The sequence below is a fragment of the Acinetobacter sp. YH16040_T genome (assembly GCF_024605785.1).
Taxonomy (GTDB): Bacteria; Pseudomonadota; Gammaproteobacteria; order Pseudomonadales; family Moraxellaceae; genus Acinetobacter; species Acinetobacter amyesii.
The window spans coordinates 2,641,164-2,655,004 of the sequence record NZ_CP094541.1 but is presented as its reverse complement, the minus strand read 5'-3'; the positions used below and the strand labels follow the sequence as shown (position 1 = coordinate 2,655,004).

The 13,841-nt window shown below is 41.6% G+C and carries 17 protein-coding genes; 10 read left to right on the top strand and 7 right to left on the bottom strand.

Annotated features, from left to right (window positions below):
- Window positions 1-52 precede the first annotated feature (52 nt).
- Window positions 53-586, bottom strand: coding sequence for a peroxiredoxin (locus MST16_RS12990; RefSeq protein WP_373683086.1), 534 nt, complete (start codon window positions 584-586; stop codon window positions 53-55).
- Window positions 587-809: 223 nt separating this feature from the next.
- Between MST16_RS12990 and MST16_RS12985 the strand changes: the two genes are divergently transcribed.
- The 5 genes from MST16_RS12985 (at window position 810) to bioD (ending at window position 5,532) form a co-directional block, all read left to right on the top strand.
- Window positions 810-1,541: a YqiA/YcfP family alpha/beta fold hydrolase gene (locus tag MST16_RS12985; protein ID WP_180011987.1), complete on the top strand. Its 732-nt coding sequence runs from the start codon at window positions 810-812 to the stop codon at window positions 1,539-1,541.
- 86 nt (window positions 1,542-1,627) lie between these two features.
- The gene (gene bioA, locus MST16_RS12980) at window positions 1,628-2,920 is read left to right on the top strand and encodes an adenosylmethionine--8-amino-7-oxononanoate transaminase (RefSeq protein WP_180011985.1); all 1,293 of its coding nucleotides are present in this window, start codon (window positions 1,628-1,630) and stop codon (window positions 2,918-2,920) included.
- On the top strand, window positions 2,917-4,074 hold the full coding sequence (locus tag MST16_RS12975; protein WP_180011983.1) for an 8-amino-7-oxononanoate synthase: 1,158 nt from the start codon (window positions 2,917-2,919) through the stop codon (window positions 4,072-4,074). The genes bioA and MST16_RS12975 overlap by 4 nt, the downstream gene beginning before the upstream one ends.
- A 7-nt stretch (window positions 4,075-4,081) precedes the next feature.
- Window positions 4,082-4,870: a malonyl-ACP O-methyltransferase BioC gene (bioC, locus tag MST16_RS12970; RefSeq protein ID WP_180011981.1), complete on the top strand. Its 789-nt coding sequence runs from the start codon at window positions 4,082-4,084 to the stop codon at window positions 4,868-4,870.
- Window positions 4,867-5,532 (top strand): dethiobiotin synthase, encoded by a 666-nt coding sequence (gene bioD, locus MST16_RS12965; protein WP_180011979.1) that lies wholly within the window; start codon window positions 4,867-4,869, stop codon window positions 5,530-5,532. Before bioC ends, bioD begins: the two co-directional genes overlap by 4 nt.
- A 47-nt stretch (window positions 5,533-5,579) precedes the next feature.
- On the opposite strand, the gene rluB is transcribed toward bioD, so the two are convergent.
- The 3 genes from rluB to MST16_RS12950 are packed head-to-tail and all read right to left on the bottom strand — an operon-like array spanning window position 5,580 to window position 8,127.
- Entirely contained in the window at window positions 5,580-6,698 is a 1,119-nt protein-coding gene (gene rluB, locus MST16_RS12960; RefSeq protein ID WP_180011977.1) for a 23S rRNA pseudouridine(2605) synthase RluB, read from the bottom strand.
- A gap of 41 nt (window positions 6,699-6,739) precedes the next feature.
- Window positions 6,740-7,336 (bottom strand): SMC-Scp complex subunit ScpB, encoded by a 597-nt coding sequence (gene scpB, locus MST16_RS12955; protein ID WP_180011975.1) that lies wholly within the window; start codon window positions 7,334-7,336, stop codon window positions 6,740-6,742.
- Window positions 7,333-8,127, bottom strand: a complete 795-nt coding sequence (locus tag MST16_RS12950; protein ID WP_078190062.1) for a ScpA family protein — start codon at window positions 8,125-8,127, stop codon at window positions 7,333-7,335. Before MST16_RS12950 ends, scpB begins: the two co-directional genes overlap by 4 nt.
- A gap of 340 nt (window positions 8,128-8,467) precedes the next feature.
- Between MST16_RS12950 and MST16_RS12945 the strand changes: the two genes are divergently transcribed.
- The gene (locus MST16_RS12945) at window positions 8,468-9,187 is read left to right on the top strand and encodes a GNAT family N-acetyltransferase (protein ID WP_180011973.1); all 720 of its coding nucleotides are present in this window, start codon (window positions 8,468-8,470) and stop codon (window positions 9,185-9,187) included.
- A 31-nt stretch (window positions 9,188-9,218) separates the two neighbouring features.
- On the opposite strand, the gene MST16_RS12940 is transcribed toward MST16_RS12945, so the two are convergent.
- The 3 genes from MST16_RS12940 to MST16_RS12930 all read right to left on the bottom strand — a co-directional run bounded on the left by MST16_RS12940 (window position 9,219) and on the right by MST16_RS12930 (window position 11,000).
- Entirely contained in the window at window positions 9,219-9,527 is a 309-nt protein-coding gene (locus MST16_RS12940) for a hypothetical protein (protein ID WP_180011971.1), read from the bottom strand.
- A 103-nt stretch (window positions 9,528-9,630) separates the two neighbouring features.
- The gene (locus MST16_RS12935) at window positions 9,631-10,248 is read right to left on the bottom strand and encodes an L-threonylcarbamoyladenylate synthase (protein WP_078190059.1); all 618 of its coding nucleotides are present in this window, start codon (window positions 10,246-10,248) and stop codon (window positions 9,631-9,633) included.
- An 89-nt stretch (window positions 10,249-10,337) separates the two neighbouring features.
- Window positions 10,338-11,000: an elongation factor P hydroxylase gene (locus MST16_RS12930; protein ID WP_180011969.1), complete on the bottom strand. Its 663-nt coding sequence runs from the start codon at window positions 10,998-11,000 to the stop codon at window positions 10,338-10,340.
- A 97-nt stretch (window positions 11,001-11,097) separates the two neighbouring features.
- On the opposite strand from MST16_RS12930, the gene MST16_RS12925 reads away from it, so the two are divergent.
- The 4 genes from MST16_RS12925 (at window position 11,098) to fabG (ending at window position 13,832) form a co-directional block, all read left to right on the top strand.
- The gene (locus tag MST16_RS12925) at window positions 11,098-11,655 is read left to right on the top strand and encodes a DUF177 domain-containing protein (RefSeq protein WP_078194223.1); all 558 of its coding nucleotides are present in this window, start codon (window positions 11,098-11,100) and stop codon (window positions 11,653-11,655) included.
- 77 nt (window positions 11,656-11,732) lie between these two features.
- Complete coding sequence (rpmF, locus tag MST16_RS12920; protein ID WP_004279227.1) at window positions 11,733-11,915, top strand: 50S ribosomal protein L32; 183 nt, start codon at window positions 11,733-11,735, stop codon at window positions 11,913-11,915.
- 205 nt (window positions 11,916-12,120) lie between these two features.
- Window positions 12,121-13,101 (top strand): ACP S-malonyltransferase, encoded by a 981-nt coding sequence (fabD, locus tag MST16_RS12915; RefSeq protein ID WP_180011967.1) that lies wholly within the window; start codon window positions 12,121-12,123, stop codon window positions 13,099-13,101.
- Window positions 13,098-13,832, top strand: coding sequence for a 3-oxoacyl-ACP reductase FabG (gene fabG / locus MST16_RS12910; protein WP_180008197.1), 735 nt, complete (start codon window positions 13,098-13,100; stop codon window positions 13,830-13,832). The genes fabD and fabG overlap by 4 nt, the downstream gene beginning before the upstream one ends.
- Window positions 13,833-13,841: the final 9 nt, after the last annotated feature.

Here is a 13,841-nt window from a genome sequence, read left to right as displayed (position 1 = left end):
AAAATATCCAAAAAACCCAGCTTCTGCTGGGTTTTTTATTGGGCCATGAAAACTATTGTTGTAGTTTTTTAATATCTGCCAAGACTTGCGCCGCATGTGTCTGTGTATTCACACTGGTGTAGTGATAAACAATAATGCCTTTCGGATCAATCAGAAAGGTTTCACGTTTGGCAACTTTCAAAATCCCTAAGTTTCGTACAATACCTAACTGTGTCGCCAGCTTATGTTGGAGGTCGGCAAGAATTGGAAAGGGAAGTCCGAGTGCTTTAGAGAACGTTTGATGTGATGCAACATCATCTAAGCTTGCACCCAAAACAACCGCATTACTTTTTAAAAATTGTGGATATAGGGTTTTAAATTGATTGGCTTCTTCTGTACAACCGGGTGAGTTGTCTTTGGGATAAAAGTACAGAACGAGCCATTTCCCTTGATATTGCTTCAGTTCGTGCCATTTTCCGTTTTGATCTTGTAATTTAAAGTTGGGTGCGGGTGTGCCTACCCATTGTTTTTGTTTGTTTTGACTGGTGCTGAGTATTGATGTTTCGGCAACTGTGATTTGGGTAGTTGCTATTAAAGCACATGTCATGAAACAGATTTTTAGCAATGAAGAAACTTTCATAGAGCATCAGTTTATATTGTTCTTTATCCGATCTTAGCAAATTTTAAAGCGCTATAGGCTAGCTGATTTTATATTTATCAAAGTCGATTTCGAATGTCTTTTGGCAAATCGGTTGATGTGCTGAAATGCCACTATCAAACTTGCTCAGAACTTTTATACTATTTGGAATCGGTTAATTTTAGAGTTTGCATTGAATCAACATATTTTACTTATTACTGGCTGGGGCGGCGGTCGTAAATTACTTACTCCTTTACAGCAGGCATTGATCACACAAGGTTATCAGGTCGAATTATGGAATATTTTTGATGCCTTAAATCTAGAAGTGCTCGAACAGAAAGTTGAATTGGCGCAGCAATTTGATGTGATTATTGGCTGGTCACTTGGTGGTCAATTGGCGACGATTTTGGTAGATGAAATTCAAAAAAAATATCAACAACAAAAAGTGCTGATCACACTTGGCTCAAATCCAAGTTTTGTGGCTCATGAAAAGTGGTCTGCTGCGATGGATCAAGCGACTTTTCAAAGCTTCAAACAATCTTTCGAGCAGGATGCAATTTCGACCCTAAAAAAGTTTGGTTATATGGTTTGTCAGGGTACTTATAGCACCAAGCAAGATTTCATCATCTTGCAAAGTTTGATTCAAGCGCAAAATTTAGATGTGCTTCGAGCAGGATTAAACTGTTTGGAGAAGCTTAATAATGTCAGTATCTTGAAAAACTACACAGGTCATCAATACCATATTTTTGCTAAGCAAGATTATTTGGTTAGTTACAAAGTTGAACGCTTACTGCGTAATTTAGCTGTAAAGTTTTTGGAGACTGAATTGGTTTCTGGCTCACATGGCTTTCCATTGTTCGAATCTGAAGTCATAAGTTGCAAAATCTTCCAATATTTAAAGAAAATAGAACAAATCTCTGAATAGCTGGGCTTTATGGCAATTTATTTTTCATTGGCGTGGGGGTAACATCTTGCCACATTGATGTTTTAGCCTGATACATGGAGTGAGGGATGGTCAATTTAACCGATCTACAATTTGATCAGCAGCATATTTGGCATCCCTATACATCGATGACTCAGCCCCTTCCAACGTTTAAAGTGAAACGTGCGCAAGGGGTAATGATTGAGCTTGAAGATGGTCGTCAATTGATTGACGGTATGTCTTCATGGTGGTGTGCAATTCATGGTTATAACCATCCCGAGCTAAATCAGGCAGTGACCGATCAACTGCAACAGATGTCACATATCATGTTCGGTGGATTGACACATGATCCCGCGATTCAACTGGCTAAATTACTGTTAAAAATCACACCGCCCAGTTTAGATAAAATCTTCTTTGCCGATTCAGGTTCGGTTGCTGTCGAAGTAGCCTTGAAAATGGCAGTGCAGTATTGGGCATCTTTACATCAACCGAATAAAACTAATTTTGTCACACCACGTTCTGGCTATCATGGCGACACTTGGAATGCGATGTCTGTGTGTGATCCCGTGACAGGGATGCATCAAATTTTTGGCCCAAGTTTACCAAATCGAATTTTTGTTCCTGCGCCGCAAGTTGGCTTTGACCAAGCGTGGAATCAGGCGGATATTGCTGAGCTAGAAAAGACTCTCTCTGAACAGCATGCGCAGATTGCAGGCCTGATTTTAGAGCCGATCGTGCAAGGTGCCGGAGGTATGCGTTTCTATCATCCTGAATATTTACGTCAAGCTAAATTACTCTGCGAAAAATACAATATCTTGTTGATCTTCGATGAGATCGCGACAGGTTTCGGGCGTACCGGAAAACTCTTTGCTTGGGAATGGGCCGCAGTTGAGCCAGACATTATGTGTATAGGCAAAGGACTGACGGGCGGTTATATGACCTTATCTGCAACCTTAACCACGCAGAAAGTCGCGAATACGATTAGCCAAGGCGAAGCGGGTGTGTTTATGCATGGCCCAACCTTTATGGCAAATCCGTTGGCATGTGCGGTCGCAGTAAAAAGTACCGAACTGCTGCTGTCTCGAGATTGGCAAGCGAATATTCGACGTATCGAAACACAATTGAAGTTTCATTTACCAGCACTTTCATCGCTTGAACATGTCAAAGATGTACGAATACTTGGTGCAATTGGTGTGGTGGAATTGACCTTTAATGTCGATATGAAAACGCTACAACAGGAGTTCGTCCGTCGTGGCATTTGGATTCGTCCATTCGGTAAGCTGGTTTATGTCATGCCGCCATATATTATTTCTGAGCATGAATTAAAAACATTGTTAGAACACATGGTTGAGGTGGTGAAAAACATGGAGCAGCCAGCATGAATCTGCTCAACCATTTTTCAGAGCAGCTTGATCAGCTGAAACAGCATGGCAACTTACGTCAGTTCACGTCAAATCATCAGCACGATCGTTACATTAGTATTCATGATCACAAAATGTTGAATTTGGCGTCAAATGACTATTTGGGCTTGGCGTCCAATGTTCAGCTTCGTGAACAGTTTTTTGATGAGACCCCGAATAATCAACGTTGGATGAGTTCATCATCCTCTCGATTGCTGACGGGGAATTTTCCAGAATATGAGCAACTTGAATCAACATTAAGTGATGCCTTTCATGGCCGATCAGCACTGTTATTTAACAGCGGCTATCACATGAATATCGGGATTTTACCTGCACTGGCAGACAGTAAAACCTTGATATTGGCGGATAAGTTGATTCATGCCAGTATGATTGATGGCATCCGCTTATCAACTGCGAAATATGTGCGCTATCGCCATAATGATTTGGCACATTTATCTCAGCTTTTATGCAGATATCATGAAAATGAGGCTTTTGAGCGGATCATTGTAGTGACTGAATCGATTTTCAGCATGGATGGTGATGAAACCGATTTAGCTGAACTGGTACGGATCAAAAAGCAATTTTCCAAAGTAATGCTATATGTCGATGAAGCGCATGCCATTGGTGTGCGCGGTGAGCGAGGTTTAGGTTGTGCTGAACAATATCAAGTGATGGATGATATTGATCTTTTAGTCGGGACATTTGGTAAAGCACTGGCTTCAATAGGGGGGTATCTCATCTGTCATGCGATTATTCGTGACTATTTGATTAACTCGATGCGACCGTTGATTTTTAGTACCGCACAGCCCCCGATCTGTATGGCGTGGACAGATTTTATCTTCAAGAATGTTTTAAATTTAAAAGCAGAGCGTCAATATTTACAGCAAATCAGTCAAAGTTTGCAGCGAGCTGTGCAAGACAAAGGTTTTGATTGTCCATCTACATCACATATTGTGCCCGTCATTATTGGCGAGTCGAATAAAACTGTAGCAAAGGCTCAAGCTTTGCAAGCAGCAGGTTTTTATATCATGCCTGTACGTCCACCCACTGTGCCGCAGCATAGTTCGCGCTTACGCATTTCACTCACTGCTCAAATTACACAAACTGATTTGGATCAGTTGACTCAATTGTTGTGAGTGACTTGTGAATAATTTTGAGATTGATAAATGCCAAGTGGCGTTGCGCTTTGCTCAGGCAGGGCACAGCTATGCTGAACATGCCGTAGCACAAAAAGAGATTGCTCAACATTTATTTGAGTTGATGCAGCAGTATTGTCCAAAGTTGCAAAATCACCCCGTAGAAACCGTTTTTGAAATTGGATGTGGCTCGGGGAATTTAAGCCATTTAATGCTGGAAAATATGCAAATCAATCATTTGGTTTTAAATGATCTGTATGCAGAAATTCAACAGCATTTTCAGTCAAGTCCGCAGATTCAGTACAGACTTGGAGATATCGAACAACTTGAATTTCCACAGCATATCGACTTGATCGCATCCAGTTCGGCTTTGCAATGGGTAGGGAACTTTGCGGGCATTGTCGAAAAAGCCTTTCAAAGTTTAAATCCAGAGGCATATTTTTGTTTTTCGACCTTTGGACAGCAGAATTTACAGGAAATAAAAGCTTTGACTGGGCAGGGTTTGGACTACCTCGATATCGACATGCTTCAAGCTATATTAAGTCAAAATGGTTTTGAAATTCTGCATCTTTCAGAGCAGACAGCGGCATTATATTTTGATCATCCAAAGCAGGTTTTGCAGCATTTAAAAGCGACAGGTGTGACTGCGACAGCCTCACATTTTCGTTGGACGAAACAATCGCTCTTTGATTTTTATTCAGCATATCAACAGTTTTCTTTGCGTGATGAAACTGGGCAGATGCGTTATACACTGACCTATCATCCGATTTTTTGTATTGCACGGAGAATGCCATGACAGGGCAAGTTTATTTCATTAGTGGGATCGATACAGGCATCGGTAAAACATATACCACGGGCTATTTGGCTAAAATATGGAATGAACAAGGGGCGCGAACGATCACGCAAAAGTTGATCCAAACAGGCAATGTCGATATTTCTGAGGATATAGAACAACATCGTCAAATTATGGGTACAGGGTTGTTGGTCGAAGATGAAACCAAACTCACGATGCCTGAAATATTTAGTTATCCTGCATCGCCACATCTTGCTACCAAAATTGATGGACGTGACATTGATTTTGCTAAAATCGAATACGCGACAAAACGTTTAACTGAAAAATATGACAATGTTTTACTCGAAGGTGCGGGTGGGTTGATGGTGCCATTAACCACGGATCTTTTAACCATCGACTATGTTGTAGAGAAAAAATATCCTGTTATTTTGGTGACATCAGGTCGTTTGGGCAGCATTAACCATACGATTTTAAGTTTGGAAGCACTAAAAAGTCGTGGCTTAGTGCTTTATGCACTGGCTTATAATTTAAATGATGAATCGCAAGATGTATTGATTTCTAAAGATACTGCTGAATATTTAAAAGCATATTTAGCCAAACACTTTCCAGAGGCGTTATGGATTGATGTTCCAGTGATTCCGTCTGTGTTGATTCCGTCAGTATAAAGAAACAAAAAACCGCTCAAATGAGCGGTTTTTTTATACTTAAGAAATTAAAATTTCTTAAAGCCTTTGTTGTTTCCGCTAAATGCGCGACTTGGCACAGAGTCATTACGACGTTCACGATTGCCAAAATTGTCGTTACGACGTTCACGGTTACCGAAGTTTTCACTGTTGCGATCATTACGGTTATTGTTGAACCCTTCGTTGCGACGCTCTGAACGATTAAATCCATTGCCTTGGAAACCACCTTCAGTACGACCAGTACGACGTTCGCCACGATTGTCTTGATAACCATTGCTTTGTTGTGGCTGGTTTTCGTCACTGTCACGACGTTGTTGGCGTAAGTAACCACCGCGACGTGCTGCCATTGGTTTGTCTTGCATACGTTCAGTACGACGTTTCGCCATACCAAACAGGCCAGTACCTTGACGTGGTTTAAGTTCAACCGACTTGGTTAAGTTGTCAATATCTTGTTTATCTAGCTCGATCCAACGACCAGTACGCAGTTCGCGTGGCAGAATCACTGAACCATAACGTGTACGTAAAAGACGGCTCACTTTTAAGCCTTGAGATTCGAAAATACGACGAACTTCGCGGTTACGACCTTCTTTTACGACCACTTGATACCAACGGTTAATACCGTCACCACCAATTTCAGAGAATGACTCAAATTTTGCAGGGCCATCATCTAAAACAACGCCTTGTAACATGTTATTTTTTAACTGAGGAGTGACTTCACCCATGACACGAACGGCATATTCACGTTCGATTTCGCTAGAAGGGTGCATTAAACGGTTCGCCAGTTCACCGTCATTCGTGAACAGCAATAGACCTGTAGAGTTGATATCTAGACGACCCACCATGACCCAACGATCACCTGTAATTTGAGGTAATTGTTCAAATACCGTTGGACGGTTTTCAGGGTCATTTCGTGAACAAATTTCGCCTTCTGGTTTATAGTAAATCAACACACGGCGACGAATTTCGTCTTCAATTTGGAACTGAACTTTACGACCATCGATGCGAAGCTCATCACCCGGTTCAATACGTTCACCCACTTGGGCAACTTGCCCATTTACGCTCACACGACCAGCGGCAATGACTTCTTCCATATAACGGCGAGAACCCAAACCAACGCGTGCGAGCACCTTTTGCAATTTTTCACTCATGACAGCATAACCTTAGAAATTATCATCAACAGTTCACCTATTTATGACTTCGGTGCATTCGCATCGAGGGCCATAAAAGCTTCCTTGGCATCCTGCAGGGGAGGCAATTGGCCCAATGAGGTTAGACCAAAAGCATTTAAAAATTGAGGCGTTGTAACTAACAACGCGGGTCGTCCTGGGAGTTCACGAAAACCAGATTCTTTAATCCAGTTCCAGTCAAATAATGTACGTAAAATTTGACTATTGTTGCTCACCCCGCGGATTTGCTCAATATCTGCGCGGGTTACCGGTTGATGGTAAGCAATGACAGAAAGAGTTTCGAGCAAGGATGGCGATAAACGAGTTGGTCGTTCAGGCCAGGTCTGTGCAATAATATTACGATATTTTGCACGTACTTGAAAACGGAAACCTTGAGCGGTTTCAACAAGTTCAATTGATCTGCCGTGTTGCAGCATTGAAAGCTGCTGCAAATATTGGCGTAATTCGGTTTTACTGAAACGGTCTTGGAAAGCCTCTTTTAAACGGGCAATACTCACTGCCGCTTCACTGGCAAAAATAATGGCTTCAAGCTGCATCAGAATTTCATGCAGATTATCTTCTGAAGACACCGCAGTCATTTGTTTAAGTTCAGTGTTCATGCACGTGCTCCTTGAATTGCAAGCGGTGCTTCTACACCTGATGCGACAATTTGGACTTTTTGTTGGCGTGTCAGTTCCAACACGGCCATAAATGTCACGACAACACCCATGCGGCCTTGGCTTGGTTTGAGTAAGTCCGCAAAGTCTAATACTTCACCTGACTCAAGCTTAGTTTCAATATAAGCAATACGTTCTTCGAGTAAGACAGGCTCTTGCAAAATTTGGTGGGTAACTGGTTCTGGTCGATTAAAAACACAGAGTATGGCATCACGAAGTAATTGAATGTCATAGCCATCATTGGTTTCGACAATAGTTCCTAAACTGACATTGGTATCGAAAGTATCTCGATCCAATACCGACATTTGACCTAATCTTTCCGCAGCTTGTTTAATGCGCAAATAGGTTTCTAAACGGTCAATCAATTCTTGTTTAGGATCTTGTTCATGTGCTGCGGTCGACTTAGGTTTTGGCAATAATAGACGAGATTTTAAATCGGCCAATAGGGCTGCCATCACCATATAGTCTGCAGTTAATTCAATATCTAGAGATTTCATTGCATCCATATAAGACAAATATTGGGATGCAATCGGGGCAATATCGACTTGTAATAAGTCGAAGCCATTTTTTTGAATGAGGTAAATCAGAAAGTCGAGTGGTCCTTCGAAATGCTCTAATAGAATTTCAAATGCAGCGGGTGGAATGTACAAATCTTCTGGAATAGCTTCTTGCCACTCATCCAAAACGCGAATGTGTGGAGCATCTTCCATAGAATTATGGACAGTTTGGTTCATTGCAATTATAGGCCACGCGAATTTTCAAAGGCATGCAGACAGCTTTTACTTTCGATCTCACATCGAAAGTAAAAGCACAAAAGTTATAGGGAATAGTGTAATGGAAAAATGCGTTTAAAGAAATTACTGAACGGTTGAATTGGGTAAAAAACATAAAATTTATAGGGAATAGGCTTTATTTATACACATGTAAAATTTTAAAGCTATGATATCGATCACAACTTGTGTTAATTATAAATAATACACTCATCAATCCATGAACTTATTTAAGCTGTGATGTCTGGATGGTGGGCGTCTATCATGAAATGATTTGAATGAATTGACTAAAAGAATATTTGCTATGCCACAACAATATAATCAATGGGGTCAGGCCGTAGGGATGACGTTGGCGCAGTTTGAACCTTGCCAGTTCAGATGTAAAACCGAAGTCGGGCACTCTGTTCGACTTATTCCAATGCTGCCAGATCAGCTTGATGATAGTCTTTTACAGCGGCTATGGCAGACAGTACAACAAGAACCTAATGAACGCTGTTGGACGTATTTGCCTTATTCTCAAATTCAAAGCATGCAGCAATTGCGTGATTATTTTCAGCAATCCTTTCATTTTACCGGTTCGATGCATTATGTCATTGAGGTCGGTGATGCCATTGTAGGGTGGATTGGATTGCTCAATGTACGCCCAGCACATGCTGTCATCGAAATTGGTAATGTCTATTTTTCAAGTTTAATGAAGCAATCAACCGCCGCAACAGAAACCATTTATCTATTGTTAAAAGCATGCTTTGCAGCGGGATATAGACGGGTGGAGTGGAAGTGTGATGACTTGAACACGCCTTCGAAAAACGCTGCTTTGCGTTTTGGCTTTCAATTTGAAGGGTTGTTTCGTCAACATGTGATTGTGAAAGGTCGTAACCGTGATACCGCTTGGTTTGCGATGTTAGATCAGGATTGGCCAATGTTGTCTCAAGCTTATGCAGCTTGGCTCAATACAAATAATTTTGATGAGCAAGGGCAACAAAAAATTCATTTAAAAGAATTTATGCAGCTTTATCGCGCTTGAGCAAAAGCCAACTATCAAGACTTTGAGCCTGTTAGTCATATCTTTTTTCAAGTGCAAATTCGATGATGTGCTGGCACTGCGCTTGCGAGCAGAGATTTTGACTTGATCGGTGTTTAAATAGTGATTTGACCGTTGATGCATGCAGAAAGTAAGAAAAAGCCTGCGGCTGTGTTGTCGCTGTTGGTAAAATTAAATTTTTATCTATTGCCCTTAGTTGAGCCGTGGATTCTAAAGTCCAAGGCTCAGTGGCATATATAGCAAAATGATTGAGACTGCTTTGCTCGGAGACACTGAGGTCTGTCGCATTTTGGAGTTTGAGTAAAATCTGAAATAAAGTCATCAGGTCGATTCCTTTATCGAAAGGTGCTTTAACTGCGTTTTGAGCAGATGACCTTTACATGCTGTGCCTCTGATCGGTAACAGCATGTATTTAACAGTACATGCTATTCAAAGGCACTGACATCACCGACACCACGGCGAATCACTTCAGGGTATTCACCTGCAAGGTTTACAACGCTAGTGGTATTTAAAGTACCTAAACCGCCATCAATTAATACATCTATTCGTTTGCCGATTTGCAGTTCAATTTCATAAGGATCATCAATCGGTTCTTTTTGGCCAGGTAAAATTAAGGTCGATGTTAATAAAGGCTCACCGAGTTCTTTGAGTAATAATTGGCAAATCGGGTTGCTCGGAATGCGTAGTCCAATGGTTTTCTTTTTAGGATGCATTAAACGGCGAGGAACTTCACTGGTCGCAGGCAAAATAAAGGTAGTGACCGCAGGGGTGTTATTTTTCAATAAACGATACATGGCATTATCGACTTTGGCATAAGTGGCAATGTCAGATAAATCTGCACAAATAATCGCATATTGATGTTTAGCATCGAGCTGACGAATTTGGGCAATGCGTTCCATGGCATTTTTGTTCCCAATTTGGCAACCGATGGCATAGGCGGCATCTGTAGGATAAACCACCACATCGCCGGCACGAATCCGTTCAACGGCTTGCGTAATTAAACGGGGCTGAGGATTTTCCGGATGTATTCTTAAATGCAACATGTCGTTTTCCTCTTATTATTAAAAGCTCTAGACATTATGTCGCGGTCTATTTGCTTTGTGCAATGTGAAATGCAGTCAAATTGTATAATTTAATCAAGCATTTCACGTTGAAATTCATTCGCCTGTAACATTTTGCCAGCACGTGTACAGTGGCAAATGCATTGGATAAAGCGCCAAGCATCGCGTGGAAGTTTGGCTTCGCCCTTAAAATAAGCCTGTAATTGTGCATAGACATTATCTTTAAAGCTGCTGCCATCTCCTCCTTCACCAGTAAGGTTATCAAGTGAGACACGAAACTTGCGCCCAAAGGCTTTTGCAAATAACCATTCGATCGCTTGCGGCTTAATTTCTACCTGTTCAAAGAGGGCTTGTTGCTCTTTACTACGACCATCAGGTGCATACCAATAGCCTAAATCGGGAAGTAAACGACGTTGATCACCAGCAATAGTCCAATGACTAATTTCATGCAAGGCGCTATTGAAATAACCATGAGCAAATTGAATACGGGCAGGGCCGTTTGAATCAGCAGGAAAGTATTCGGGCTCAAAGTCACCTTTCACTAAGCTCACATTCAGGTGGGAAAACCAATGATTAAAGTGTAAGATGAGCCATTCGACGTGTTCTGTTTCTGTGGAAAGTTTCTCCCAAGCCGAGAGTTGCACTTGGTCGGTTGAAATGTCAGAATCAAGCGTTGAAATTGTGCTCATAAGTGATGAAACATTCACTTCTGTTTGCGGCTGCAACAGATGCATAACTTAAGTTACCCAAATGGTCTGTCTAAATAAGTACAAAATTGTATCTTAATCTTTGACAGAGTACTGATGAATTTGTAGAATTGCCGCCTTAATTATGTCAGCAAATACCTTTCCGGCACAGATTGAGCCGTTTAAATGGGCTGAACAGGGCTTTAAATGGTCAGGAACACTGCCATTATCTCGCTTTGTTCGTATTGCTCGTGAAGCTGTTGGATCAATTGATGATCAATTGATTAACATAGACTGTAAGCTATCAATGGATGCTTATCATCGCATTGTATGGCTAGATGGTCATGTTGAAACAAATGTTCCAATGGAATGCCAGCGTTGTCTGGATACTGTTGAGATCCCACTTGTTTCAAGTTTTCATCTAGCTCTTGTAGATGACGAGTCACTGATAGAGCGCTTGGATGAGGATGCTGATTTCATCGTTTTAGGTGAAAGTGAAGCAACAACCAAAGGTTCATATGATGCGCCTGCGACTGCTGATTTACTCTCACTGATAGAGGATGAATTGTTATTGTTGATGCCTTTGTCACCTAAGCATGACGCTTGTGAACATAAGCATCAACCTGCCGCTGAAGAGCTTGTTGAAGAAAAACGGGACAACCCGTTTGATGTTTTGGCAGGTTTGAAGGGTAAACTTAACTAATTTTTGTGTTATACTCTTGAGTATAAGACAATCGAATTTGTTCTGATCCATTTTTTCGATCTTTGTAAGGAGCCATCATGGCCGTTCAGCAAAACCGTAAAAGTCGCTCTCGCCGTGACATGCGCCGTTCACATGACGCTTTAACCGAGAATGCATTAACTGTAGACCAAGCTACTGGCGAGACTCACCGTCGTCACCACGTATCTAAAGATGGTATCTACCGTGGTCGTCAATTATTCGCTAAAGCATCTGCTGAATAATTGGTGATGTATTAAGCGTCAAGCTTAGTAGAAAAAATGGGAGCGTTAAGCTCCCTTTTTTTGTACCGATTTTTTGTTGCATTTGGCAATTACCAAGACAAAAATTAAGTGTTAAATTTCTGTCCCTGAAACAAGCTTACATGGGATTGTGTTGAATAAATGTCCAAATAGCATAAATTCACCAGTCTTGATAAAGGATTTTTTTATGTCTGCTAAACAACTCGAGCAAGCAGCTCAAGCTACTAAAACTGCATTCGTGTTCCCGGGTCAAGGGTCACAGAAAGTCGGCATGCTCGCTGAACTTGCAGAACAGTTTAGTAGTGTGCAAGCAACATTTGCAGAAGCATCAGAAGTAGTTGGCTTTGATCTTTGGCAAATTGCGCAAAGTGGTGAAGGGTTAAACCAAACAGAATTTACTCAACCTGTACTACTGACTGCCAGTATTGCTTTATGGCGTGTGTGGTTAGAGTTAGGTGGTGTTGCACCGAAATACCTTGCAGGTCACTCATTAGGTGAATACAGCGCCTTGGTTGCTGCGGGAGCGATGAGCCTAGGTGATGCCGTTAAACTGGTGAACCTACGTGGTCAGTTAATGCAAAGTGCTGTACCTGAAGGTCAAGGTGCAATGGCGGCAATTTTGGGTCTAGATGATGCCAAAGTCATGGAACTTTGTGCTCAAGCAGAAGGCTCAGGTTCAGTAGATGCTGCAAACTACAATGCACAAGGTCAAGTTGTCATTGCGGGCGATAAAGCCATGGTGGAAGCGGTTATGGCTGCTGCTAAAGAAAATGGCGGTAAGGCAATCGCACTTCCGGTTTCTGTACCATCACATTGTGCATTGATGAAACCTGCTGCTGAACAGTTTGCGACAGCATTGGAACAAACTGCCATTGAGCTGCCTACTATACCTGTAATACAAAATGTAGGCGCTGAAATCGCGACTGATGTAGCGCAATTACGTCAGGCGTTAACTGCACAGTTATACCAATCTGTACAGTGGACAAAGACCATGCAGTATTTGCAAGACCAAGGTATTCAGTACATTGCTGAATGTGGTCCGGGTAATGTCCTTGCGAATCTCGCAAAACGTTTGCCAAATATTGAAAAAGCATTCCCACTCGACACGAAAGGTCGTATGGAAGATGCACTGAATGCCATTTTAGTGGCAGAAGGGAAAATTGCATGACACAAGAACGCAAAGTTGCTTTAGTAACAGGTGCGAGCCGAGGGATTGGAGCAGCAATTGCTCAGCAATTGATTCAAGACGGTTATTTTGTTGTAGGTACTGCAACTTCAGAAGCGGGTGCAGAAAAATTATCTGCAGCTTTTGCTGAAAATGGTGCGGGTAGAGTTTTAGATGTACGTGATGCAACTGCAATTGATGCATTGGTATCAGACATTGAGCAAAACTTTGGTTCTGTATTGGTTTTAGTGAACAATGCGGGTATTACCAAAGATAATTTGTTACTTCGTATGTCAGAAGATGATTGGGATGACATTCTCAACATTCATTTGAAAGCCGTTTATCGACTTTCTAAACGTGTTTTAAAGGGCATGACCAAAGCACGTTTTGGCCGAATTATTAATATTAGTTCTGTGGTTGCACATTTTGCTAACCCAGGACAAGCAAACTATTCTGCTGCAAAAGCAGGGATTGAGGCCTTTGGTCGCAGCCTTGCAAAAGAGATGGGAAGCCGCCAAATCACTGTAAATGCAGTGGCTCCGGGCTTTATTGCAACAGAAATGACAGAACAGTTAAGCGAAGAAATTCGTAAAAAGATGAGTGATCAAGTGGCTTTAAACCGTTTAGGTGAGCCGCAAGATATCGCAAATGCCGTAAGTTTTCTTGCTTCTGAAAAGGCAAGTTACATTACCGGAACTGTATTACATGTAAATGGTGGTTTATACATGAGCTAAGCGCTCAAG